24 protein-coding genes and 1 pseudogene are annotated in these 22,417 nt (G+C 61.9%); 17 read left to right on the forward strand and 8 right to left on the reverse strand.

Annotation, left to right across the window (positions count from 1 at the left end):
• Positions 1-394 precede the first annotated feature (394 nt).
• Complete coding sequence (locus V3587_RS30710) at positions 395-715, reverse strand: Pycsar system effector family protein (protein WP_442973150.1); 321 nt, start codon at positions 713-715, stop codon at positions 395-397.
• Between V3587_RS30710 and V3587_RS23435 the strand changes: the two are divergent.
• The 4 genes and pseudogenes from V3587_RS23435 to V3587_RS23450 all read left to right on the forward strand — a co-directional run.
• Positions 710-874, forward strand: a pseudogene (locus V3587_RS23435) (IS30 family transposase); the annotation flags it as partial. The gene V3587_RS30710 and the pseudogene V3587_RS23435 sit on opposite strands and share 6 nt — an antisense overlap.
• 71 nt (positions 875-945) lie before the next feature.
• On the forward strand, positions 946-1,317 hold the full coding sequence (locus V3587_RS23440; RefSeq protein ID WP_442973151.1) for a DUF3024 domain-containing protein: 372 nt from the start codon (positions 946-948) through the stop codon (positions 1,315-1,317).
• Positions 1,318-2,124: 807 nt separating this feature from the next.
• Complete coding sequence (locus tag V3587_RS23445; RefSeq protein WP_283377598.1) at positions 2,125-3,162, forward strand: RCC1 domain-containing protein; 1,038 nt, start codon at positions 2,125-2,127, stop codon at positions 3,160-3,162.
• A 1,475-nt stretch (positions 3,163-4,637) separates the two neighbouring features.
• Positions 4,638-4,868, forward strand: coding sequence for a hypothetical protein (locus V3587_RS23450; protein WP_230793348.1), 231 nt, complete (start codon positions 4,638-4,640; stop codon positions 4,866-4,868).
• A 251-nt stretch (positions 4,869-5,119) separates the two neighbouring features.
• On the opposite strand, the gene V3587_RS23455 is transcribed toward V3587_RS23450, so the two are convergent.
• Positions 5,120-5,278 (reverse strand): hypothetical protein, encoded by a 159-nt coding sequence (locus V3587_RS23455; protein WP_283377597.1) that lies wholly within the window; start codon positions 5,276-5,278, stop codon positions 5,120-5,122.
• A 191-nt stretch (positions 5,279-5,469) separates the two neighbouring features.
• Here V3587_RS23455 and V3587_RS23460 point away from each other — a divergent pair, with 191 nt between their 5' ends.
• From V3587_RS23460 to V3587_RS23485, 6 genes are all read left to right on the forward strand, one after another.
• A complete protein-coding gene (locus V3587_RS23460; RefSeq protein ID WP_283377596.1) occupies positions 5,470-6,150 on the forward strand; it encodes a hypothetical protein in 681 nt (226 codons plus the stop codon).
• 65 nt (positions 6,151-6,215) lie between these two features.
• Complete coding sequence (locus V3587_RS23465) at positions 6,216-6,590, forward strand: nuclear transport factor 2 family protein (protein ID WP_003942502.1); 375 nt, start codon at positions 6,216-6,218, stop codon at positions 6,588-6,590.
• Between the two features lies 1 nt (position 6,591).
• Positions 6,592-7,548, forward strand: a complete 957-nt coding sequence (locus V3587_RS23470; RefSeq protein WP_149357876.1) for an alpha/beta fold hydrolase — start codon at positions 6,592-6,594, stop codon at positions 7,546-7,548.
• 33 nt (positions 7,549-7,581) lie between these two features.
• Positions 7,582-8,538, forward strand: coding sequence for an SMP-30/gluconolactonase/LRE family protein (locus V3587_RS23475; RefSeq protein ID WP_007729077.1), 957 nt, complete (start codon positions 7,582-7,584; stop codon positions 8,536-8,538).
• Between the two features lie 55 nt (positions 8,539-8,593).
• Entirely contained in the window at positions 8,594-9,652 is a 1,059-nt protein-coding gene (locus V3587_RS23480) for a Dyp-type peroxidase (protein ID WP_042447536.1), read from the forward strand.
• Positions 9,649-10,443 carry a family 1 encapsulin nanocompartment shell protein gene (locus V3587_RS23485; RefSeq protein WP_003942478.1) on the forward strand — a complete coding sequence of 265 codons (795 nt, stop codon included), beginning with the start codon at positions 9,649-9,651 and terminating at the stop codon, positions 10,441-10,443. Before V3587_RS23480 ends, V3587_RS23485 begins: the two co-directional genes overlap by 4 nt.
• On the opposite strand, the gene V3587_RS23490 is transcribed toward V3587_RS23485, so the two are convergent.
• The 3 genes from V3587_RS23490 to V3587_RS23500 are packed head-to-tail and all read right to left on the reverse strand — an operon-like array spanning position 10,432 to position 12,096.
• Entirely contained in the window at positions 10,432-10,758 is a 327-nt protein-coding gene (locus tag V3587_RS23490; protein ID WP_030537467.1) for a hypothetical protein, read from the reverse strand. The genes V3587_RS23485 and V3587_RS23490 overlap by 12 nt on opposite strands.
• Positions 10,755-11,579, reverse strand: a complete 825-nt coding sequence (locus V3587_RS23495) for a DUF692 domain-containing protein (RefSeq protein ID WP_161121357.1) — start codon at positions 11,577-11,579, stop codon at positions 10,755-10,757. The genes V3587_RS23490 and V3587_RS23495 overlap by 4 nt, the downstream gene beginning before the upstream one ends.
• Before the next feature lie 46 nt (positions 11,580-11,625).
• Positions 11,626-12,096, reverse strand: a complete 471-nt coding sequence (locus V3587_RS23500) for an Lrp/AsnC family transcriptional regulator (protein ID WP_042447206.1) — start codon at positions 12,094-12,096, stop codon at positions 11,626-11,628.
• Positions 12,097-12,250: 154 nt separating this feature from the next.
• On the opposite strand from V3587_RS23500, the gene pdhA reads away from it, so the two are divergent.
• Genes pdhA through V3587_RS23525 form a run of 5 tightly spaced genes read left to right on the forward strand, consistent with a single transcriptional unit; the run spans position 12,251 to position 18,127 of the window.
• Positions 12,251-13,378 carry a pyruvate dehydrogenase (acetyl-transferring) E1 component subunit alpha gene (gene pdhA / locus V3587_RS23505; protein ID WP_007729066.1) on the forward strand — a complete coding sequence of 376 codons (1,128 nt, stop codon included), beginning with the start codon at positions 12,251-12,253 and terminating at the stop codon, positions 13,376-13,378.
• A 2-nt stretch (positions 13,379-13,380) separates the two neighbouring features.
• Positions 13,381-14,385, forward strand: coding sequence for an alpha-ketoacid dehydrogenase subunit beta (locus V3587_RS23510; RefSeq protein ID WP_283377595.1), 1,005 nt, complete (start codon positions 13,381-13,383; stop codon positions 14,383-14,385).
• Positions 14,382-15,605, forward strand: a complete 1,224-nt coding sequence (locus V3587_RS23515; protein WP_054186857.1) for a dihydrolipoamide acetyltransferase family protein — start codon at positions 14,382-14,384, stop codon at positions 15,603-15,605. Before V3587_RS23510 ends, V3587_RS23515 begins: the two co-directional genes overlap by 4 nt.
• Entirely contained in the window at positions 15,605-16,999 is a 1,395-nt protein-coding gene (gene lpdA / locus V3587_RS23520; RefSeq protein WP_283377594.1) for a dihydrolipoyl dehydrogenase, read from the forward strand. The genes V3587_RS23515 and lpdA overlap by 1 nt, the downstream gene beginning before the upstream one ends.
• 24 nt (positions 17,000-17,023) lie before the next feature.
• Positions 17,024-18,127, forward strand: coding sequence for a Glu/Leu/Phe/Val dehydrogenase dimerization domain-containing protein (locus V3587_RS23525; protein ID WP_054186858.1), 1,104 nt, complete (start codon positions 17,024-17,026; stop codon positions 18,125-18,127).
• Here V3587_RS23525 and V3587_RS23530 read toward each other — a convergent pair.
• The 3 genes from V3587_RS23530 to V3587_RS23540 all read right to left on the reverse strand — a co-directional run bounded on the left by V3587_RS23530 (position 18,059) and on the right by V3587_RS23540 (position 20,685).
• Positions 18,059-18,964: a TIGR04222 domain-containing membrane protein gene (locus tag V3587_RS23530; protein WP_161121355.1), complete on the reverse strand. Its 906-nt coding sequence runs from the start codon at positions 18,962-18,964 to the stop codon at positions 18,059-18,061. The genes V3587_RS23525 and V3587_RS23530 overlap by 69 nt on opposite strands.
• Entirely contained in the window at positions 18,961-19,869 is a 909-nt protein-coding gene (locus tag V3587_RS23535; protein ID WP_064113141.1) for a TIGR04222 domain-containing membrane protein, read from the reverse strand. Before V3587_RS23535 ends, V3587_RS23530 begins: the two co-directional genes overlap by 4 nt.
• 138 nt (positions 19,870-20,007) lie before the next feature.
• On the reverse strand, positions 20,008-20,685 hold the full coding sequence (locus tag V3587_RS23540; RefSeq protein WP_007729052.1) for an SDR family oxidoreductase: 678 nt from the start codon (positions 20,683-20,685) through the stop codon (positions 20,008-20,010).
• A 77-nt stretch (positions 20,686-20,762) separates the two neighbouring features.
• On the opposite strand from V3587_RS23540, the gene V3587_RS23545 reads away from it, so the two are divergent.
• Positions 20,763-21,689 (forward strand): metal ABC transporter substrate-binding protein, encoded by a 927-nt coding sequence (locus V3587_RS23545; RefSeq protein ID WP_047272640.1) that lies wholly within the window; start codon positions 20,763-20,765, stop codon positions 21,687-21,689.
• Complete coding sequence (locus V3587_RS23550; RefSeq protein WP_003942501.1) at positions 21,686-22,417, forward strand: metal ABC transporter ATP-binding protein; 732 nt, start codon at positions 21,686-21,688, stop codon at positions 22,415-22,417. The genes V3587_RS23545 and V3587_RS23550 overlap by 4 nt, the downstream gene beginning before the upstream one ends.

Raw genomic sequence — 22,417 nt, forward strand, 5'->3', positions numbered from 1 at the left:
CTCAACACGTGAGGAAAAGTGAGGCCCCGAGGTGATTTCTCACCTCGGGGCTACACCCTTAACGACCGAAGAACAGTGCCCGAGCCGGCTTACGCAGTCGCAACACACACCCGACGAGTGTTCCCCGGTGACAGCGGCATCAATGCGGCCGCGGGTCGAGCTCAAATATTCGGTAATCCTGCAACAAAGCGTCAAACACTACCTCCTTTGCCGGAAACTGTATTCCGACCGGTTATTCGACATAGATTTTCGACACGAGTTATCGACAAACCCCAACAGGTCTGACCTGCACACCATCAATCATCGACCGGGCGACGAAAACCGATCGGTTTTCGACAATTGGTAGTGGGATCGGCGTTCCCTATCCAACCGCGCACCTTCAAAGACGGAAGACTTATTTCCGCAGCGGGAGCTGGCGTACGTACAGCCCGCGACTTCGGTAGCGCCAGAGAACCGCGAGAGCTAGAAACAGAGCTGCGCCTCCAGAGACGTAGAGAGTCCACTGCAGTAGGCGGTGCTTCCACCAATTAGGACGACTCATATTGAGTAAGTGTTCGGCGAGCTGCTCATTTTCATCGTCAGAGGACCACGCACGGAATCGGGCTGCCAGAGCGCTCGTTTGGCTATTCCAGTGCCTCAGGTGACCAAAGTAAATCAAGTGATCTCGGTAGTCCTTCTTGTGTTCTCGGCTCAAGCCGAGAGATGGTCGTGGCAACGCGGGACGAACGAGAATACGTACGGCTTGCTGCGTCAGTACCTGTGCAAGAACGCTGACCTGCGCAGTTTCAGTCAAGATGACTTGGACACGATCTCGGCCAGGCTCAACGATCGACCTTGTCGTGTGCTCGATTGGGACAGTCCACGCCGGCGATAGGAACGGGTACTCGGTTCCTGCGCAACCGGATAGCGAAGCCGGCCGCCGATGACGGTTGGCATGATGGGGGCATGACTGCCACCGGACTTCCCGAACTCGATGTCGCGCGGGTCGTGAAGTATTGCGCAAGTAGGGTTCCCGACCGTCTGTGTCATGAGATTCGGGTCGAAGGCGACATTGCACCCCGTCATCTGACGATCTGCGAATGCCAGCCGCCGTGGCGAGAGGACCTCGGCCCTGAGTGGACGCGTTTCCCGATCGCCCGGCTGCATTTCACGAAGAAAACCGGGTTGTGGAGTTTGTATTGGGGGGACCGGACCTCAAGTTTCATCGCTACCAGTTCTTGGAGCCGAGTCCGCATGTTCAGGATTTGCTCGATCACACTGACAGCGGTGGGGACCCGATCTTCTGGGGCTGATCGGTTATCGTGGGTGATGCGTTGACCTGTTGAGACCAAGATCCATTTCGGAAAGATGTGAAAGATTCTTGGTGAGCCGGCACTACGAATGTTCCGAAACTCATGTCCAATATCGATGGTTCACTGTGTGGATTCCAAAAAGTTGTGGAACATAGCTACTTTCCGGATACGCGAAGATCTCGACTCCGCATCTTCGACCGAGCAGGCCTTCCCTTCACTTCAAGAATCACCTCGATCGCTTCGAACCGTCTTTTTTGGGAGCTCCACCGACTTCAATAACTAGGTGGAGCGCTTGGCGATGGCAAGCTCGGTCTCGACTTCTGCGATACGACGGCGAGTTCAGCGCCTTCGATCGAGCTCAGCCCCCGACTTCTGGCCGGTATCGATGAGCCCTTGGTTCCGCCTGTAGGCGGTCCGCTCGGTGACATCGAGAAATGAGGCGACTTCGGCGACCGTGCGACCTGACTTCAACAGGGCGAGGACTTTTCGGGCGGAATTCGGATGGATAGCGTCGGGGCATGGTGGACCTCTCTCGAGTGCATCAACGCCTGAAGTAAACAAACGAACTCCCGGAAAACTCGGGGAACATCAAAGTCTCCGGAAACTCCGGTGCGATTCAAAATGAGCCAGCGGTCCAGGATAAGTTGGAAGAGCCGAAAAAGATCCAGCTTTGTGTCATCTAATCGAATGAATTTAGTCTTAAAACCTTCCGCGTCGCGTAAGCCTTCATGTATCAATTGATCACATCTGTCGAACGAGGATATTGCACCCGCCCGGACTGGCGATCCCTGGTCCGCGTTCGCCCTCCAACACGAACGAAGGAAGCCGCCGCATGCCTACCCCATTGCTCGAACACCCCACGCGGGTCGGAGGTCGGTCCCGTCTCCTACGCGCTGTCCTGGCCGGTCTCACCGCCACCGGCATCGCTGTTGCCGTTGTCGCCCCCGCCGCTGCTGCCCCGGTCGGGGTCCCGGTCTCACCCGGCGGCCAGGCCATCGGGTGGGGATACAACGACCTCGGGCAGAGCGCGGTGCCCACCGCGCCCGCCGGGCAGACCCACACCGCTATCGCCGCCGGCTACTCCCATTCCCTTATTCTGACCGCTGACGGCCACATCAAATCTTGGGGGTACAACGGCTTCGGGCAGGTCAGCAGCACACCGACCGGCAGCGGCTACACCGCCATAGCCGCCGGTGATGATCATTCCCTCGCGCTGACCGCCGACGGCCACATCAAATCCTGGGGAAGCCTCGATAACGGGCAGGTCAGCAGCACACCGACCGACGGCGGCTACACCGCCATAGCCGCCGGCGCCTTACATGCCCTTGCACTGACCGCCGACGGCCACATCAAATCCTGGGGAGACAACGGCTTCGGGCAGCTCAACGGCACACCGACCGACGGCGGCTACACCGCCATCGCAACAGGCGTCGGTGCCTTACATTCCCTTGCGCTGACCGCCGACGGCCACATCAAATCCTGGGGAAACAACGATTACGGGCAGGTCAGCGGCACACCGACCGACGGCGGCTACACCGCCATCGCCGCTAGCGGCGACTATTCCTTCGCGCTGACCGCCGACGGCCACATCAAATCCTGGGGAAACAACAAATACGAGCAGGTCAGCGGCACACCGACCGACGGCGGCTACACCGCTATCGCCAGCGGCAACGGCCATGCACTTGCACTGACCGCCGACGGCCACATCAAATCCTGGGGAAACAACGATTACGGGCAGCTCAACGGCACACCGACCGACGGCGGCTACACCGCCATCGCCGCCGGCGCCTTACACTCGCTCGCCGTGGGTGCGCTGACAACACCGCCGTCGACCAGCCCTCTCGGATCATTCGAGGGCTTCGGGTCCTGACTTCGATACCCTGACCCACCGGGTCTCACCGCACCACCGAAACGTGGCCGCTCACCCACAGGGGTGAGCGGCCACCCTCGTTTACTCGCCGACGAAACACCTGGCAATGGCGAGAAGGTTTCCGGTAGTCCGGTTTTTCGATGGTCAAACGCATACCGAAACCCGCAGCAAGTCATTCTGCAGGTGACTCCGTGCCACATAGTTCTGTAAGAAACGTGCCAATGATTCCGAGAGCCACAGGTATTGATTTTTGGTGATCTGGAACGAAGTATGTCCCGAGCATTGTGTCCGGAAGTGATCAGTGACCTTATGGATTATCGTCAAGTTGCGGAGCGTCGCTACTTTTAGCTACGCACGGGTCTCTGCCTGCGCCGTCGGGCGCAAGGACCTCTTCGCTCAGGGCTCCTGTGCGTTTTCGCTCTCCCGATCCACAGTCCCCCAGGTCTCGGAGACGACACACCGAGGGTGTCTATGCGTCGGACTTCGGTTTCGCGATCCACAACTTCGAAAGTTCGCTGAGTGGCTTCCTGCGGGTTTCGGTGTACGTTTTGACCATCGCCGAGACGGACGATTCCCATCCCAACGACGGAGACTCGCCTACTCTGCTGCCGCCGAGTTCAATACCTGCAACAAATAGCTTTCCGGAATCGACGAATTCACATCGTTTCGATTCGCTAGCCGGCCACGGATAGAAACCCGCATGGTGTACGTACCCGGACCGTCAGAGGTGATGGGTTGTTCGACACCGCTCGTGTACGAAAACGAATTCATGTCATACACGTACATCGGACCGTCGGCGGTCGAGAATTCGAGATCGAACGACTCATCCCAACCCTCTTCGTCAACTGGTGGCGATTGCACCTAACTGACGGTGACCTCCACGTGGGTTCCGTACTGATTTCCGAGTGAATTATGACAACGCCGTCATCGGCGGATGCACCTATGCGCAAGTCGTCGGCCGAGAATACTGAGTATGGCAATTGCGGCATGCCCGTAGGGCCTTCCGGCCAAGTCGCGATCGGCCCGGCGATCATCAGGGGTTTCAACAGAACCCGACTGGGTGTAACGGTTATCAGACGACTCGATTTCGTTTTCACGAGGCGAACAGGCCGTCAGTGCTCCGGCCAACATCAAGATCGTCCAGGCAGTACCCAACGAGATTCTCATGCTTTCGAGCTTGCCGTGTCGGAGCACACAAGAAATCCGATAATCCTTCAATAGACGAGCATCTCTCAGATCGCCCCTGCGAGTTCGGGTGTGCGATTTGACCATCGTAATACCGGACGATTGCAAACACACTCCTGCATGCGATTCACCTGGGGAAATTTCGGCGCGTTCCGTTCATTTCTACCGTCCGTTGAAAGAATCCTGTATGGCATCGAAGGACCTTCACGAAACGCGGGCGACTGGCGGATAAGCATGTTGCGCAGTCGATCGACGGGAAGATCTACGAACCCGCCGATCCGATGGGCACGATGTTCATCGGCGTCCTCGGATTGATGGTCGAATTCGAGTCAGACCTGATCCGGTCGAGGACGCGGGATGCGGCGGCGGTTGCCGGAAAGATGAAGGGCCGTCAGCACAAGCTCACGCCGGAAGAGTGCGCGTACCTGTTGCAGACTTACGGGACTGGACAGTTCAAGATCGAAACACTCTGCAGAAACACGGTCTCTCGAATTCCATTGTGGTTTCGCATTCTGGCATGAAATGCGGTCGACCGGGTGTGCGTGCAGGTGCGATACGACGAGGTCCTCGATGCGGGAGGTGATGTCGATGTCTTCGTGCAGTGCAGCGGCGCCGTGAGCGGCTCCGATGATGCTCGCCACAGGGGCCGGGCGAGTCGGCGCACAGTGGGAGTGTCATTGAATTCGGATGAGGTGATGACATTTTCGGCGATGCCAGTGATGGCTGGGTTTTGCGCGCTCAGCACTTCCGCGTATCCGGTCCTTGGCGTTACTCATGCCGCATCCTCGGTTCCGATTTCCGAAAGCTCTTCTACTGCATCGCCGTAGAGGGTGGTCGCTGCGTTTTCGATCAGGAGGCTGAATGCCTGAGCGAACTGCTCGCGCCGGCCGACTGTCGCCTTGAGCATGTGATCGCCTAACTCAGTGATCATTTCGCGGAACACTTCGGCGGAACTGGCGTTTCGGCGCGATCGCAGCCGTGTTCCTGCCGCGAAACATCGTCCAGATCGGCGCAGAAGACGGTGTGCAGCAGGAGACGTCCCTCCTCCCTGCTCACTGATCGGAAATGCTGCGCGTGTAGATCCGGGCTGACAGGATTGGGTGTAACGACGAAAGGACTCCCATGACGTTCGCGGATCTGGACGGCGATGAACTGTGGAGTTACCTGACGGAGCGTTCAGGATTGCCCGGCCCGCGCGCGAACCTTGGGCTCATGCTCGAGTTCGCGCGCGGCGCCGATGACGACGACATCCTGCTGGCGGCGGAGTCCGAGGACGAATACATCCGCTGCTGTGGGATCGTCGGGCTCGGATTCATCCTTGTTCGTTCACGCGACAAGGCTGTTCTGAACAGTCTGACGGAGGCAACCACCAGTGCGTCGTGGCGTGCACGTGAAGCTGCCGCGATGGCCGTTCAGGCGATAGGCGACACGGATCCGCAATTATTGCGGGCGATCATCGAGCAGTGGTCACGCTCCGCTCATCCATTGACGCTGCGCGCAGCGGCTGCGGGGATCTGCGAGCCACGGTTGCTGAAGGACAAGACCAACGCTGCGCTGGCCGTTCAGGTGTGCCGAGACGCTACCGAGTGGATCGTCTCGCAACCGGCTGATTCCCGTCGTGACGCCGACACATGGACTCTCCGGCAGACGCTCGGATACTGCTGGAGTGTCGCGGTTGCGGCGGATCCGGAGAATGCCCTGCCGGCATTCGTCTCCCTGGGGGCGTCGGACGACACCGATGTCGTCTGGATCGTGCGGGAGAACCGGAAGAAGGCTCGCCTGCGCAAGGTGCTCGAAAGCTGACCCGTGGAACAGAGTCGTAGGTTATCCTCAGAATTAGAACCTGTTCTAACTACGAGGGGTAGACCATGGCACCGTCCGCAGAGGTAATCCGCAAGACCGTCGACGCCTACATCGAGACCGTTGCGACGGGCACTGCTGCCCAGGTTGTGGCCCTGTACGCAGAGGGTGCAACGGTCGAAGACCCGGTTGGTACCGACGTGCGCACCACCCGCGAGTCCATTCTCGAGTTCTACTCCGTGATCGAGAATTTCGACCAGGAAGCTCACCTTCAGACCCTCCGCATCGCCGGAAACGAAGCGGCATTCCACTTCTCGCTGATCACCAAGCTCGGCGAGCAGACCCTGACCATCGCACCCATCGACGTCATGACCTTCGACGACGACGGAAAGATCCTGTCGATGCGCGCATTCTGGAACCAGGAAGACATGATCACCGCCTGACATGACGGTCAAGACGATCGACGTCGACGGATTCTGTTGGCAGATCGACGATTCCGGTTCCGGGACAGCTGTGGTCATGTGCCACGGCTTTCCCGGCCTCGGATACAGCTATCGCCATCAGTCGGCAGCGTTGGCGGAAGCGGGTTTTCGGTCGATTGCACTCGACATGCCCGGTTACGGCGGCACTACCCGCCCCGACGCGATCGAGGACTACACCAACGACGCCGTCGCGAACCGGCTGATCGACCTACTCGACGCTCTCGGAATCGACAAAGCGGTGTTCGTCGGACACGATTTCGGCGCTCCGGCCGCGTGGACGACAGCGCTTCGTCACCCCGATCGCGTTGCGGGACTGGTCTCCTTGGCGGTTCCCTATGCGCCGGACAGATTCCCGGCCAAGCCCTCGGCCATCTACGCCGCCTTGGCGCGCAAGCACTTTCTGCACATTCACTATTTTCAGGAACCGGGTGTCGCGGAGCGCGAACTCGACGCCCGTCCACGTGAATTCCTTCAGCGGCTCTTCCACGCCTTGTCCGGGGCTTACCGGTACCTCGATGTGTGGAAGAACCCCTCCGAAGGAAACGGCTATCTCGACGTACTTCCCGAGGCGCCGGCGTTGCCGTGGTCGTGGCTCACCGAGGATGATTTGGATGTCTATGTAAAGGCCTTTACTGCAACAGGTTTCACCGGTGGCTTGAACTGGTACCGAGCGTATGACGCCAATTGGGAACGCAGCGCGGATCTGGACGGCGCGCACGTCGAGGTCCCGACGCTCTTCGTTGCGGGCGCGGAAGACCCGGTCATCGCGATGAGCGGTCCCAAGGCACTGGACCGAATGAAGGACACTGTCCCCGACCTGCGGGGTGTACATCTCCTCGGCGGTGCGGGGCACTTCGTACAACAAGAACGCGCTGTCGAGGTCAATGAACTTTTGATCTCTTTCCTTCGGAGTCTCTAGGCGAAATCGGACAGAGGGTCTAGCGTTGCGCAGATGCGCACCAGGATCTTCGATCGCGGTATTCGTGTTGGTATCACCGGTGCTCTTGTTGCCGGTTCGCTTCTGGCTCTGGGCGTGTCCGGTGCCGCCGCCGCTCCGCCTTGCCCTGGATCGTCACCCGCCATACTCAGCGCCCAGATTCCGGGTGCTGCCCTCGAGGGTGTCACGGTGGACGGGCAAGGGCGCCTGTATACGACCGACCTGGTGAGTGGGCGGATCTTCCGCGTCGACGGGCCTGGTCAGGCCGCAGTTCCGATCGCGACGGTTCCCGGCGGTGCGGGCGCACTCGCGTGGAGCCCGGACGGTTCACTGCTGGTGGGTACCGGAGCAAACGCCGGCGTGCTGATCGGCGATCTGACGCGTGCTGCGTCGGTCGCGCGGGTGGACGTGAACTCGGGTGCCGTGACGCCGATAGCCGGTGGTCTGAGCGCTGCAAACGGCCTTGCCGTCGCGCACGACGGGACGATTTACGCCACCAACGATTTCGGTTCGCTGATCGGAAAGGTCAGCCCGAATGGTTCCGTCGACCCGGCGTGGGCAACCTTCCCGAGTGCAAACGGCGCTGCCCTGAGCGCCGATAATCGCTGGCTCTACGTTTCGCGCACGTTCGCAAACCCGGGTGTCAGCCGCATCTCCGTGGACAATCCGGGATATTCGGAGTCGTTGGTCGATCTCGGTGGTTTCGAAACCTTCTCTGCCCCAGATGGTTTGACCTTGGACTCGCGAGATCGCGCAATTGTTCCCACGGACATCAGTGGTGAGGTGTGGCGGATCGACGGACCCGGCCAGTACTGCTCGCTCACCAGCGGACTGCAAGCGTCGAGTGTGTTGACCTACGGGCGTGGCAATTCCGGTTTCGCGGCCGGGCATCTCTACCGCGCCGGGTTCGACGGAAAGATCTTCGAGATTCCGGCCGGCTTCGACGCGGGCGCCCAGGCCGCAACCCCCTGACGCGACTTACCCACTACTGATGCCGGGACTGCCGGAATCGTCCATACTGGTCTGCATGGCGGAAACGAGTGAGATCGACGAGGCCGAAGTGGCCCTTCCCGCGATACCGCAGCCGTTGCTGACCCCGCTCACGGAAGCTGCGATCTTCCTGGTTTTCACCATCGACGAGGGTGGTGAGCAGGCAGTTCACGACGTTCTGGCGGATATTTCCGGGCTGCAGCGCTCGATCGGATTCCGGGTTCCCGCCGGTGGCTTGGCTGCCGTCGTCGGCATCGGTTCGGATGCGTGGGATCGACTTTTCGACGGTCCACGGCCGGCGGAATTGCATCCGTTCGTCGAGTTGACCGGTGACAAACACCACGCCCCGCGCACGCCGGGCGATCTGTTGTTTCACATCCGGGCCCGTCAGATGGACCTGTGCTTCGAGTTCGCCACGGTCGTGACCAACAGGTTGGCCGGGGCCGCGTCGGTGATCGACGAGGTCCACGGGTTCAAGTATTTCGAGCAACGCGACCTCATGGGTTTTGTCGACGGTACCGAGAACCCGTCCGGGCAGGCCGCTTACGTCGCGGTCACCGTCGGTGACGAGGATCCGGATTTCGCAGGCAGCAGTTACGTCATCGTCCAGAAGTACCTCCACGACATGTCGGAGTGGAACTCCCTGCCCGTCGAGGAGCAGGAGAACGTCATCGGACGCTCCAAGCTCGAAGATCTCGAGATGGACGACGACACCAAGCCGGCCAACTCCCACACCGCACTCACCGTCATCGAGGACGAATCCGGTGAGCAGATCCAGATTCTGCGGGACAACATGCCGTTCGGCCACGTCGGCTCCGCTGAGATGGGTACCTATTTCATCGGTTACTCGGCGTCGCCGACGGTCACCGAGCAGATGCTCACCAACATGTTCATCGGGAATCCCGTCGGCAATTACGACCGCATTCTCGATTTCTCCACCGCCGTCACCGGAATCAATTTCTTCGTTCCGACGGCGGACTTTCTCGACGATCCCCCAGACTTGCCGACCAGGCTCGTTCCCGAAGCGACGTTCACAGCGCCCATCTCTGACGGTTCTCTCGGAATCGGCAGCCTCAAAAGGAGTGCCCAGCAATGACAAACCTGCACCGCGACCTAGCACCCATTTCGGCAGCAGCCTGGGCCGAGATCGAAGAAGAGGCGAGCCGTACCTTCAAGCGTCACGTCGCCGGTCGTCGTGTCGTGGATGTGGAGGGACCGTCGGGTGACGATCTCGCGGCCATCCCACTCGGGCATCAGGTGCCGATCAATCCCTTGGCCGACGGCGTCATCGCACATGCTCGTCAGTCCCAGCCGATCATCGAACTGCGGGTCCCTTTCACCGTCAGCCGTCAGGCCATCGACGACGTCGAACGCGGCGCCAAGGACTCCGACTGGCAGCCCGTCAAGGACGCGGCCAAGCAGATCGCGTTCGCCGAGGACCGCGCTATCTTCGAGGGATACCCCGCAGCCAGCATCACCGGCGTGCGGGCCAGCGGTTCCAACCCGGAACTGAAGCTCCCCATCGACGCCAAGGACTACCCGGAAGCCATCAGCCAGGCGATCACGTCGCTGCGCTTGGCCGGTGTCAACGGACCGTACTCACTGCTCCTGAATGCAGATGCGTTCACCGCGATCAACGAGACCTCCGATCACGGCTACCCCATCCGCGAGCACCTGCGACGCGTACTCGACGGCGAGATCATCTGGGCCCCGGCCATCGACGGCGCTTTCCTGCTGTCGACGCGTGGCGGTGACTACGAACTGCATCTGGGCCAGGACCTGTCCATCGGCTATCTCTCGCACGATGCGAACTCCGTCGAGCTGTACTTCCAGGAATCGATGACGTTCCTCATGTACACCAGCGAAGCTGTTGTCTCACTTGCGTGAGAGCTTTCGAAACCTCTGATACCAGGGCGGGCGAGGCAGTTCGCCGATGTCCTGGAGATGGGCGACAAAGGCCTGGGCATCCGAACGCGAAGACGTCTTCGGCCGTCCGCCCGCCCACGCTGTGAACAACTGAAGATAACGATCGCCGAGAGTGTGGCGCACGACCGGAAGGTGGTGCGCCACTTCTCCTGCGCGCTTTCGGAGCAGTGCCGCCGAGACAACGGCGGCTTCGTCTTTGTCGAAGCCTTCGGGCAGTTCGCCACCCGCCACCAGTGCGCGAATCAGCGCCTCTTGACGCTCACCGAGCGTGCTCATGTGCGTGACCAATCGGTGCCCGCGGTGATGCGATCCAGACCAGCTGCGTCGGCGATGGCATCGAGCTCGTCGAGCAATTCCAGTGCCGGCGGATAGTTTCCGTCGCGCTCGAGCATGATCGCGGGATGGTGACCGGCGGCGGTGAACTGCGCAAGGAGTTCCAGCACGGCTTCGGGCACCGGGTCGGTGTGCGTGTCGTGGTATTTTCCGTCGCCGAGACTGCCACCGGCGATGTGGCAGTAGGCGATTCGTTCGAGTGGCAGCCGGCTCAGCTCGGTCCAGGGATCACGCCCGCGATTGAGAGCGTTGGCGTAGACGTTCGCGATGTCGAGAACCAGCAGGGCTCCGGTGCGCTCGACGATCTCCGCGAGAAACTCCCCTTCGGTCAACTCGTCGTCCGGCCAGTCGAACAGGGCGGCAACGTTTTCGACGGCGAACGGCACCGGTAGACCGTCCTGAGTCCGGGTGATGTTGCGTACCAGGGCGTCGACGGCTTCGTAGGTGCGCGGAAGTGGGAGCAGGTGGCCGGCCTCGATGCCGCCTGCACGCACGAATGCGATGTGCTCGCTCGCCAAGGGAGCGCCCAGTAGCTGGGATGCACGCGCAAGGTGATCGATCCGTGCCTGATCTACCGCCTCGGCCCCGCCAAGTGAGAGCGAGATTCCGTGCGGGATCACCGGAACTCCCAGCGAGCCGAGGTGCGGCGGTATCTCGTTTCCGACGGATTCGGCAATGACTTCGCAGAATGCCAGGCCGTCGAGTTGCGCGATGATTCCGGAGACCTCGGGGCGCCAACCGATTCCCAGGCCGTGCAGGGTCATTCGAGTCACCTCCCGTGTGCAACTGCTAACGGCGACTATAGACGGATCAGGCGGGCAGCCAGTTGGGTCCCGGACCGTTGCCTTCTTCGAAGATCAGCCACGTTTTGGTCGAGAGAACCCCGTCGAGTCCCTGGAGTTCTTCGAGAACGGTGTGGCGTAGTTCCTGGTTGTCCGGGGCACGGACCAGCACCAGAACGTCGAAGTCGCCGCCGAGGAGGGAGAAGTGCTCGACAAACGGCAGGGCCTTCAAGGACGCCGCCAGACCTCGCCACGAGTGCTGCCGGATCGAGAGTGCCACGTACGCCGAGGAGCCGAGTCCGGCCTTCTCATGGGCGATCCGCGTCGTGAATCCGGTGATGATTCCGGCGTCCTCGAGCCTTTCGATGCGGACGTAGGCGTGAGCGCGGGATATGTGCGCCTTCTCGGCCAGTGCACGCATGGAGATGCGACTGTCTGCGACCAGTTCGGCGATGATGCGACGGTCGATCGCATCGAGAGCGTGCGGTTCGGTGGCCATCTGTCCATTCCTGGTTCGGTAGTCGAGTCGGTTGATGGACATATTGCTGCCCGAATCCTCATGATAGGCCGTTTGTCTTGAATCCTCGACGCTTGCTGCCATTACGTCGCCGAAGTGCGAATACTGATGGACACAACGTCTTCTGGAGGTAGAAGTGACACTTGTCGAGCCCTTGGGGGAACTGCGGTATCAGAAGTTCCTGCCGGCCGATTCTGCGGTGCAGTACCTCGACCCTGCCGGAGAACTGACGCGCAGCGAGGCCCGCTACGCAAAACCGAGCGACGATCGCCTGATCGCGATGTATCGAAAGATGTTCCTGGGCAGGCGTTTCGACCAGCAGGCTACGGCACTGACCAAACAGGGGCGCCTGGCCGTGTATCCGTCCTCGCGAGGGCAGGAGGCATGTCAGATCGCGGCAGCGATGAGTCTGGAGCCGAGTGACTGGCTCTTCCCCACCTACCGGGATTCGATGGCGTTGGCCGCCAGGGGTGTCGATCCGGTGCAGATTCTGAGCATGCTCGCCGGCGACTGGCACTGCGGATACGACCCGGTCGCGCTGCGCAGTGCGCCGCAGTGCACCCCGCTGGCAACGCAATTGCTGCATGCAGCGGGGGTGGCCTACGGGGAGTCTCGACGGGGCTTGAACACCGTCGCCTTGGCGCTCTGTGGTGACGGCGCCACCAGTGAGGGCGATTTCCACGAGGCGCTGAACTTCGCCGCCGTCTTCAAAGCGCCGGTGATCTTTCTGGTGCAGAACAACGGATTTGCGATCAGCGTGCCACTGTCGCGCCAAAGCGCAGCACCGACGTTGGCGCACAAGGGCGTCGGCTACGGGATCGGCAGCGAGCAGGTAGACGGCAACGATCCCGTCGCGATGATGGCCGTCATGGACGAGGCAGCGCGCTTCGTTCGCAGCGGAAACGGACCGGTGATCGTCGAGGCACACACTTATCGCATCGACGCACATACCAATGCCGACGACGCCACCCGCTACCGCGACAGCGCCGAGGTGGAAGCCTGGCTCGGGCGAGATCCGTTGCCGCGTCTCGAAAAGTATCTGCGCGCACACGATCTGATCGACGACGCATTCGTGGAGTCACTGACCGCGGAGGCCGAGGCAGAGGCCGCCACACTGCGCGCCGGCATGAATGTCGACCGCCCGCACGATCCGCTCGATCTGTTCCGGTACGTCTTCGCCGAGCAGACACCGCAGTTGCGTGAGCAACAAGCGCAACTCGAGACCGAACTTGCTGCCGAAGCCGCTGACACAGGGGGACACTGACCATGCCCATGCTCACGATGGCTCAGGCCCTCAACACCGCGCTACGCGACTCTCTGGCTGCGGACGACAACGTTGTCGTCTTCGGTGAGGACGTCGGCACCCTGGGCGGCGTTTTCCGCGTCACCGACGGCCTCACCCGCGACTTCGGCGACGACCGATGCTTCGACACTCCCCTCGCCGAGTCCGGCATCATCGGATTCGCAATCGGCATGGCCATGGCCGGTTTTCGTCCGGTCGTGGAAATGCAGTTCGACGCGTTTGCCTATCCGGCGTTCGAGCAGATCGCCTCCCATGTGGCGAAGATCCGCAACCGCACCAAGGGCGCGCTGTCGATTCCGATAGTCATTCGTGTTCCTTTTGCCGGCGGTATCGGCGGGGTGGAGCATCACTGTGATTCCAGTGAGGGCTACTACGCGCACACACCCGGACTGAAGGTTGTGGCGCCGTCCACGGTGGAAGATGCGTACTCGCTGCTACGTTCGGCAATCGAGGACCCCGACCCCGTGATCTTCCTCGAGCCCAAGAAGCTGTACTTCGCGCGAGCAGATGTCGAACTGACCGCACGTGAGCCGATCGGTCGCGCCGTCGTCCGTCGCCCCGGTCGTGACGCGACGCTCATCGCCTACGGTCCGTCCGTGGATGTTGCACTGAGGTCCGCCGAGGCCGCTGCAGCCGAGGGCCGGGACATCGAGGTGATCGACATCCGCTCGATAGTGCCGTTCGACGACGAGACGGTCATCGCATCGGTGCGAAAGACCGGACGCTGCATCGTCATCCAGGAAGCGCAGGGTTTTGCCGGTGTGGGTGCAGAAATTGCTGCCCGCGTGCAGGAACGGTGTTTCCACCATCTCCATGCCCCGGTGCTCCGGGTCAGCGGCTTCGACATCCCCTACCCCGCTCCCAAGCTCGAGCGTCACCACCTGCCCAGCGTCGACCGTGTCCTGGACGCCGTCGACCGTCTGCAGTGGAACGACACTCCCGACACCCGTTGGGCGGTGACGGCATGAGCAATCAGGTTTTCATGCTCCCCGATCTGGGTGAAGGTCTGGCGGAGGCCGACATCGCGGAGTGGCACGTCAAGGTCGGCGACGTGGTCACCATCGATCAGATCGTCGTCGAGGTGGAAACTGCGAAAGCTGCTGTGGATGTGCCCATCCCGTTCGCCGGGACCGTGATCGAACTGCACGGCAAGGGCGGAGACACCCTGAAGGTGGGCACTCCGTTGATCACTGTGAGTGGTGGCGAGAGTGTCGACGCGGTCGTTTCGGCCAACCACGAGCGCTACCGCGAAGAGGAACGCGCCGGTTCGGGCAACGTCCTGATCGGCTACGGCACCAGCGAGGATGCTCCTCTGCGCCGCCGCAGAGCTGCTCCGTCGGTACGTGTGATCTCGCCGATTGTTCGTAAACTGGCCTCTGACAACAGTATCGACCTAGCCACGATTTCCGGATCGGGCGCTGGCGGAGTCATCACGCGCGCCGACGTCGAGGCCGGGGCAAACTTCGGCCCGGAAACGGAAACGTCACACGTGACCGACCAAAGAATTCCGATCAAGGGGCTACGCAAGGTAGTTGCCGACAAGCTGTCCACCAGCCGCCGCGAGATCCCTGACGCGACAACCTGGGTCGACGTCGACGCCACCGAACTGTTGGCGGCGCGAGCCGAGATCAACAAGTCACTGCCCGATTCCGACAAGATCAGCCTGATGGCGCTCCTGGCTCGGCTGACCACCGCCGCATTGGCGCAGTACCCCGAACTGAACTCGTCGGTCGACACGGCTCGAGGTGAGATCGTCCGACACGCCCGCACCCACTTGGGCATCGCCGCGCAGACACCGAAAGGATTGATGGTACCGGTCATTCGTAATGCCGATTCGCTGAGCACTGCCGAACTCGCACAGGCACTTCGGGTGACCACCGACCTTGCCCGCGACGGCAAGCTCGAACCCGCCCGCCTGACCGGCGGCACGTTCACGCTCAACAACTACGGGGTATTCGGGGTCGACGGATCGACTCCGATTATCAATCACCCCGAGGCGGCAATTCTGGGGATCGGACGCATCATCGACAAGCCGTGGGTCGTGAACGGCGAGTTGACCGTTCGTAAGGTCACTCAGATCTCGTTGAGCTTCGACCACCGCGTCTGTGACGGGGGCGAGGCCGGCGGATTCCTGAGGCTGTTCGGTGACTACATCGAGAACCCGATCCGCGTCCTGGGAAGGCTCTGATGACCAAGGCTCCGATGAGAACTGCAGAACCCCACAGCGACGTCGTGATCCTCGGTGGAGGATCGGGCGGCTATGCCTGCGCCATCCGCGCCGCCCAACTCGGATTGTCGGTCACGCTGATCGAAGCGGACAAGGTCGGCGGAACGTGCCTGCACCGCGGATGCATCCCGACCAAGGCGCTGCTGCATTCCGCCGAGGTGGCCGACTCGGCACGCACCAGCGAGCAATTCGGAGTCCGGGCATCTTTTGCCGGCATCGACGTCGCGCAGGTGCACGACTACAAGAACGGGACAGTCGAGCGGCTGTACAGCGGTCTGCAAGGCTTGTTGGCGCAACACAAGATCACCATCGTCAACGGATACGGGACGTACGTCGGTGGGCGAAGCATCGACGTCGACGGAACCCGCTACACCGGAACATCACTCGTTCTGGCCACCGGCTCGTATCCGCGGGAACTCCCCGGCATCGAACTCGGCCGACGGATCGTCACCAGCGACCAGGCACTCGAACTCGACCGGGTGCCCACCAGCGCAACGGTACTCGGTGGCGGTGGCATCGGCGTCGAGTTCGCAAGCCTCTGGCGCTCGTTCGGCGCCGAAGTAACGATCGTCGAGGCACTCCCCCGACTGATCGCCGCCGAGGATCCGTGGTCGTCGAAGCAGCTGGAGCGGGCATACCGGAAACGTGGAATCGTCTGTAAGACAGACACAAAGGTCAATTCCGCGAAAGAAGCAGCCGATTCCGTCCGCATCGAACTTAGCGACGGAACGAAACTCGACACCGACCTACTGTTGGTCGCCGTCGGCCGCGGACCTCGCACGGACGGTAACGGTTTCGAAGAAAACGGAATCAGCCTCGACAAGGGATTTGTCGTCACCGACGAACGCCTCCGTACGTCCGTGGACGGTGTGTACGCGGTCGGCGACATCGTGCCCGGTCTTGCGTTGGCGCACCGAGGTTTCCAACAAGGAATCTTTGTGGCCGAACAGATTGCCGGCAAGGATCCGATACCGGTCGCCGAACACCTGATTCCTCGCGTGACGTACTCACATCCCGAAGTTGCATCGGTCGGGCTCGGCGAAGAGGTGGCGCGCACGCAGTACGCCGACGTCTCCACCGTCATCTACGACCTGGCAGGTAACGGCAAGAGTCAGATCCTGCGAACTACCGGCGGAATCAAAGTGATTCGAAGCGGAACGAAAGGCCCTGTTGTCGGAGTTCACCTGGTGGGAGACCGCGTCGGCGAACTGATCGGTGAGGCGCAGTTGGCCGTTGCCTGGGAAGCACTTCCCGATGAAGTGGGGCGTTTCATCCACGCGCACCCCAGTCAGAACGAAGCGTTGGGCGAGGCCATGCTCGCACTCGCGGGAACACCACTGCACGCCCACAACTGACCCGGAGACAGAAAAGGAGATTCAATGAGTATCGACGACGAACTGCGCTGGGACGGTGAACTGACCGTCACTCGCCATGATCGGGAGACCGGCACGACTTTCGTGATTCGAATCGACTCCACCCGTCTGGGACCGGCGTCGGGTGGCACGCGGGCCGCTCACTATCCCTCGATCGGCCACGCTCTGGCGGACGCCGGGAAGCTCGCCGGTGCAATGACTTTGAAGATGGCTGTCTCCGACCTGCCGATGGGTGGCGGGAAGTCGGTGATCGCACTGCCAGCACCGCGCAATCAGATCGACGCCGCAACCTGGTCTCGTATCCTCGGCATCCACGCCGAGAACATCGACAAGCTCGAAGGAAACTACTGGACCGGTCCCGACGTCAACACCAACTCTTCCGACATGGATCAGCTCAGCCGCACCACCAAATACGTCTTCGGGCGTTCGGTCGGCAACGGTGGCGCCGGTTCCAGCGCGCACGCCACCGCTCTGGGTGTGTTCGAAGCGATGAAGGCCACGGCGCGTCGCCGAGGACTCGGAACACTCGACGGCCGAACGGTACTGGTACAGGGGCTCGGCGCCGTCGGCGGCGACGTCGTCCGTCTCGCAGCGCAGGCTGGCGCACGTCTGCTGGTTGCCGATACGGACCCGCAGCGCCTCGAGGCGGCTTCTCTCGCGGGGCACACGGTCGTTCCTGCCGGCGAGGTCCTCCGAACACCGTGTGACCTCTTTGCCCCCTGCGCGATGGGAGGCATCATCGATTTCGCTGCGGCTGCGTCGATTCCGACTCTGGCCGTGGCGGGCGCAGCAAACAACATCTTGACCGATGCCGCTGCCGGTGAGGTTCTGCGAGACCGCGGGGTTCTCTGTGCCCCTGATTTCGTCGCGAACGCAGGCGGAGCCTTTCACCTCGTGGGGCGAGAAGTCCTGGGGTGGAACGAAGACTACGTCGTCGAACGAACCCGCGGGATCGGTCGAACCTTGGACGAGGTGTACTCGTTGAGCGAGGAACGTGGCATCACTACCGAGGCCGCAGCGCTTATGCTCGCCCGGGCGCGGCTATCCCCCGCATCCACCGCCGCCGCCACATCCGCCGCCCCCGCTGCAGCTGCTGCCTCCCCCGCCTGAACCGCCACCGTCCGAACCCCCGCTACTTCCGCTGCCGTCGGCACCGATTCCGGCGGCGGAGGCCAAGGCGGGATTGATCATCAGCATCGCCGAACCGGCGAAGAGAGCGGCGGACATTCCCGCCAAACGTGGTCCGTAGGCGGAGAAGGCAGGCTTGTTGCGCGGGGACAGGTAGGCGTGTGCCGTGGTCAGTTCCGAACGTGCCGCCTTGCCAGAGGTGGTTCGATCGAAGTTGAGCCCGAGCAGCGGGATGCTGAACCCGGTGACGAGTACGGCGAGAATCAGAAACTCGACGGGCTTGTCGTTGTGCAGTCCGAAAGTAATGCGGACGATACCCACGGCCACCAGGATCTTCAGCGGAACTGTGGAGAGAAAGATTGAACGCCTGGCGCTGTCGGAGGTCAGGTATCCCCGGTCCGCCAAAGAGTTTCGTAGGCGAGCTGTTTCCACCGTCATACGCTCGGCGAGTTGGCGCCGACGATGGGGTAGAGCCTGCTGGGCCAGGCGCTGGTACACGGTGAGGGTGTACCAGTCCAGGGTCTCGTCGCCAGGGCCCAACGGGCGCAGGACAGCGCCGTCGGTGGTGATCAGGTCAGCGCTACGCAGGATTGCCAATGATGCTGCGATGGCGCGTGACTCGCCGGTGAGCATTCCGACTTCCGGAGGCGTCAGTTGCTCGGCGGAATACCCGTGCTCGGTTGAGTACCCGTGCCGGGGTGCCCGGATCATCAGACGCCACCCCAGAGTGAGAACCATGAGCGTGGCCGAAACGGCTATGTAGCCGTAGAGGAAATCCTCGCTGGGGATCCCCCAAGTGTCGGCTGCATGCGTGCTCATCCCCCACACCCCCCGCCGCCGCAACTGCTCCCACTGCCGCCACCGCCGTCCGAACCGGATGATCCGGATGAGGAGCCACAACTGTAGTAGCTCGAACTTCCGCCACCCGGGCTGTACGCGGCGCCCGCAGCTACCGCTCCCGCCAGCGCCGGATCGATCAGAACCAGAGCGCCCGCACCGAAGAGCGCCGCCGAGAGCCCGGCGAGCGAGGGACCGTAGCTCGTGTACGCGGGCCGCAGTTTCGGTGAGAGGTACGAGTTTTCGTGCTTGAGTCGTCGAAGCTCGCTGTCTCCCAAAGCTGTCCGACGACGCTTGATGCGAAGAAGTGGAATCATCAGAGCGAGAACGATGATGGTGAGGAGCAGGAACCCGACCGGCTTACCGCCGGCGATTCCGGCGACGAGACGGACTACGCCGAGAGCAATGACCGCCACGATCGGAACGGTCCGAAGGGCAGCGGTCAGACCGTCCTGCTGGCGTTGCAAATATCCCTCGTCGATCAACGTCGTACGTAGTTGTGCGAGTGCGACGTTCAGCCGTCCCATCAGACGCACCTGCCGCAGCGGGACCTTTCCGTTGCCGAGCCGCTTGTGCACCGTACGGGTGAACCAGTCGAGACGATTCTTGTCCTCCGCAGTGAGTGCCAGCTTGGTCTTGCCTTCGGTGCTGATCAGCTCGGCGCTGCGCAGAATAGCCATCGACGCCAGCACCGCTTGGTAGTCACTGGTCAAGGCACCGATCTCGGGAGGAGTGAGCGGCCGACGGACAGCGTCGACGACCACCGGTGACCGGCGCGCAGTCATTCGGCTGTACAGCGAGAGTCCGATCGCGACGGCAGCCGCCACCAGGTACCACTGAAGGAAAGTCTGGCTGGGGATCCCCCATGTATCCGTATGATCATGCATCGCACACCACCTCTCGATGAACTCCTGAGACAAGTCCAGTCTCTTTGTCCGACAACTGATGTCAGTATCGGGCCAGTGCCCGGAAAAGCGATATCCGGATGGCCATCGTCACCATTCCGTTACCGCCGAACTGGGGATTTACCGGCCGGTAGGTCGAAGCACGATCTCCGTGGGGTGTGCGTCGGACGGTGTTTCGACGGCAGTGAGTACGGCACGCGCCACAGTGGAGGCTTTCAGGAAGCGCTCCGGGTCGTACTCGTCGCCCTCACCCGCGACGATGTCGCGCTGCATGTCGGTGTCGATCCGTCCGGGGTGAATGGAGGTGACCCGAAGTGCCGGCTCTTCCAGGCGCAACGCATCTCCGAAAGCGCGCAGGGCGAACTTGCTGGCCGCATACGAGCCCCAACCGGCGTTGGCGCGCAGTCCGGCACCCGAATTGATCAGCACGACGTGACCTCCGGCCGCACGAAGCGCGGGCAGGAGAACCCGCGTGAGTTCGGCGACGGCGATGACGTTTGCCTCGAGGGTGCGTCGCCACTGATCGACCGAGGATTCCTCGATGGTTCCGATGTCGGCCACGCCGGCGTTGTGTACCAGCACGTCGAGCGTCGTGATGGACGAGGCGGCGGCGGCGACGGCGTCGTAGTCCGTGAGGTCGAGGGGTAGAGGCGTCGATCCGGGCAGTTCGGCGCAGATCGGCTCGAGGGCCTGCGCGGATCGTGCACCGAGCAGCAGGTCGTGTGTCGGCGCCAGTTCGCGTGCGATGGCAGCTCCGAGGCCGCGACTGGAACCGGTGATCAAGGCAGTAGGACGCATGGCCCGAGCCTATCGAGTGGAGATTGTTCGGCGAGACGAACTTGTGTATTTGTTTACCCACATATTAGAGTTCGACCATGACGACACGCGACGCGAAGAACTTCCGCCGCCTGGGAATTGCCGCCCTCGCCGCCCTGCTTCTGTCCAGCTGTTCTGCGGTGAGTTCTGGCTCCGACGACGACCGCCCGGTGGTGCTCACCACGTTCACCGTGCTGTCGGACATCGCCCAGAACGTTGCCGGCGATCATCTTCGCGTCGAGTCGATCACCAAGGCGGGGGCCGAAATTCACGGCTACGAGCCGACGCCCGGAGACATTCGGCGGGCGAGCGAAGCCGATCTGATCCTCGACAACGGCATGAACCTCGAGGCGTGGTTCGCGAAATTCGTCAACGGACTGGACGTGCCACACGTCGTGGTCAGCGACGGCGTCGAAGGCATTCCGATCGCCGGCGACGCGTATGCGGGCAAGCCCAATCCGCATGCATGGATGTCTCCGTTGAATACGCAGATCTACGTCGACAACATGGTGACTGCTTTCAGCGACCTCGACCCGGACAACGCCTCGGCATTTGCGGAGAACGGCGCGAAGTACAAGGCGGAACTGCAAGCAGTTCAGGACGGCCTGGTCAGTGGGCTGGCGGCATTGCCCGCAGGTCAGCGTGCACTCGTCAGTTGCGAGGGTGCGTTCTCCTATCTGGCCAGGGACGCGGGACTCAGCGAGGCGTACATCTGGCCGGTCAATGCCGAGCAGCAGGCGACGCCGCAGCAGATCATCGCCGCGATCGACTTCGTCCGAGCCAATTCCGTTCCCGCCGTCTTCTGCGAGTCGACGGTCTCGGATGCCCCCATGCAGCAGGTTGTCGGGGCGACCGGCGCGAAGTTCGGCGGAACGCTGTACGTCGATTCGCTGTCCGAAGCCGACGGTCCCGTGCCCACCTATCTGGACATGATTCGCCACGACACCGACGTCATCCTCGGCGGTCTGACCGGCGGTAAATCATGAACGAAGCCATTCGCGTCGAAAACGTCAGCGTTCACTACGGCGAGGTCCACGCACTGGACCACGTCGATCTGACGTTGAACTCGGGTAGCGTCTGCGGACTGATCGGCATGAACGGTTCAGGAAAGTCGACTCTGTTCAAAGTGATCATGGGGATGATCAAGCCGGACAACGGTTCTGTCAGAATCGCCGGTCTCGACGCAGCCACTGCGCGCAAGAGCGGCCGCGTCGGATACGTGCCGCAGAGTGAAGACGTCGACTGGACCTTCCCGATCAGCGTCCGTGACGTCGTGATGATGGGCAGATACGGCCACCTCGGATTCTTGCGACGTCCGCGGCGTGCAGATCGCGAGGCGGTGGCAGAGGCCCTCGAGCGGGTGGAACTCACCGAATTTGCGGATCGTCAGATCGGTCAGCTCTCGGGTGGTCAGAAGAAGCGCGCGTTCGTCGCACGCGGCATCGCTCAGGACGCGTCGATACTGTTGCTGGACGAGCCGTTTGCGGGCGTCGACAAGCGTTCCGAGGCAACGATTTCTACGCTGCTACGAGAGTTGGCTTCCGACGGCCGGTCGATCTTGGTCTCGACCCACGATCTCCACGCTGTGCCGAAACTCTGCGACGAGGCGGTACTGCTCATGCGCAAGGTCCTGGTGCATTCCGACCCGGACACCGTGCTGCAACCGGAAAACCTCGCCCTGGCTTTCGGTCTCGACGTGATGGACAGGACCTGA

This window comes from Rhodococcus sp. IEGM 1306 (genome assembly GCF_036541985.1).
GTDB lineage: Bacteria > Actinomycetota > Actinomycetes > Mycobacteriales > Mycobacteriaceae > Rhodococcus_F > Rhodococcus_F qingshengii.

What these genes read in the sequence shown, in the direction of transcription:
- V3587_RS23440 (WP_442973151.1), top strand. Translation starts at nt 946, where the DNA reads ATGACTGCCACCGGACTTCCCGAACTCGATGTCGCGCGGGTCGTGAAG.
- V3587_RS23445 (WP_283377598.1), top strand. Translation starts at nt 2,125, where the DNA reads ATGCCTACCCCATTGCTCGAACACCCCACGCGGGTCGGAGGTCGGTCC.
- V3587_RS23450 (WP_230793348.1), top strand. Translation starts at nt 4,638, where the DNA reads ATGTTCATCGGCGTCCTCGGATTGATGGTCGAATTCGAGTCAGACCTG.
- V3587_RS23455 (WP_283377597.1), bottom strand. Translation starts at nt 5,278, where the DNA reads ATGATCACTGAGTTAGGCGATCACATGCTCAAGGCGACAGTCGGCCGG.
- V3587_RS23460 (WP_283377596.1), top strand. Translation starts at nt 5,470, where the DNA reads ATGACGTTCGCGGATCTGGACGGCGATGAACTGTGGAGTTACCTGACG.
- V3587_RS23465 (WP_003942502.1), top strand. Translation starts at nt 6,216, where the DNA reads ATGGCACCGTCCGCAGAGGTAATCCGCAAGACCGTCGACGCCTACATC.
- V3587_RS23470 (WP_149357876.1), top strand. Translation starts at nt 6,592, where the DNA reads ATGACGGTCAAGACGATCGACGTCGACGGATTCTGTTGGCAGATCGAC.
- V3587_RS23475 (WP_007729077.1), top strand. Translation starts at nt 7,582, where the DNA reads ATGCGCACCAGGATCTTCGATCGCGGTATTCGTGTTGGTATCACCGGT.
- V3587_RS23480 (WP_042447536.1), top strand. Translation starts at nt 8,594, where the DNA reads ATGGCGGAAACGAGTGAGATCGACGAGGCCGAAGTGGCCCTTCCCGCG.
- V3587_RS23485 (WP_003942478.1), top strand. Translation starts at nt 9,649, where the DNA reads ATGACAAACCTGCACCGCGACCTAGCACCCATTTCGGCAGCAGCCTGG.
- V3587_RS23490 (WP_030537467.1), bottom strand. Translation starts at nt 10,758, where the DNA reads ATGAGCACGCTCGGTGAGCGTCAAGAGGCGCTGATTCGCGCACTGGTG.
- V3587_RS23495 (WP_161121357.1), bottom strand. Translation starts at nt 11,579, where the DNA reads ATGACCCTGCACGGCCTGGGAATCGGTTGGCGCCCCGAGGTCTCCGGA.
- V3587_RS23500 (WP_042447206.1), bottom strand. Translation starts at nt 12,096, where the DNA reads ATGGCCACCGAACCGCACGCTCTCGATGCGATCGACCGTCGCATCATC.
- V3587_RS23510 (WP_283377595.1), top strand. Translation starts at nt 13,381, where the DNA reads ATGCCCATGCTCACGATGGCTCAGGCCCTCAACACCGCGCTACGCGAC.
- V3587_RS23515 (WP_054186857.1), top strand. Translation starts at nt 14,382, where the DNA reads ATGAGCAATCAGGTTTTCATGCTCCCCGATCTGGGTGAAGGTCTGGCG.
- lpdA (WP_283377594.1), top strand. Translation starts at nt 15,605, where the DNA reads ATGACCAAGGCTCCGATGAGAACTGCAGAACCCCACAGCGACGTCGTG.
- V3587_RS23525 (WP_054186858.1), top strand. Translation starts at nt 17,024, where the DNA reads ATGAGTATCGACGACGAACTGCGCTGGGACGGTGAACTGACCGTCACT.
- V3587_RS23530 (WP_161121355.1), bottom strand. Translation starts at nt 18,964, where the DNA reads ATGAGCACGCATGCAGCCGACACTTGGGGGATCCCCAGCGAGGATTTC.
- V3587_RS23535 (WP_064113141.1), bottom strand. Translation starts at nt 19,869, where the DNA reads ATGCATGATCATACGGATACATGGGGGATCCCCAGCCAGACTTTCCTT.
- V3587_RS23540 (WP_007729052.1), bottom strand. Translation starts at nt 20,685, where the DNA reads ATGCGTCCTACTGCCTTGATCACCGGTTCCAGTCGCGGCCTCGGAGCT.
- V3587_RS23545 (WP_047272640.1), top strand. Translation starts at nt 20,763, where the DNA reads ATGACGACACGCGACGCGAAGAACTTCCGCCGCCTGGGAATTGCCGCC.
- V3587_RS23550 (WP_003942501.1), top strand. Translation starts at nt 21,686, where the DNA reads ATGAACGAAGCCATTCGCGTCGAAAACGTCAGCGTTCACTACGGCGAG.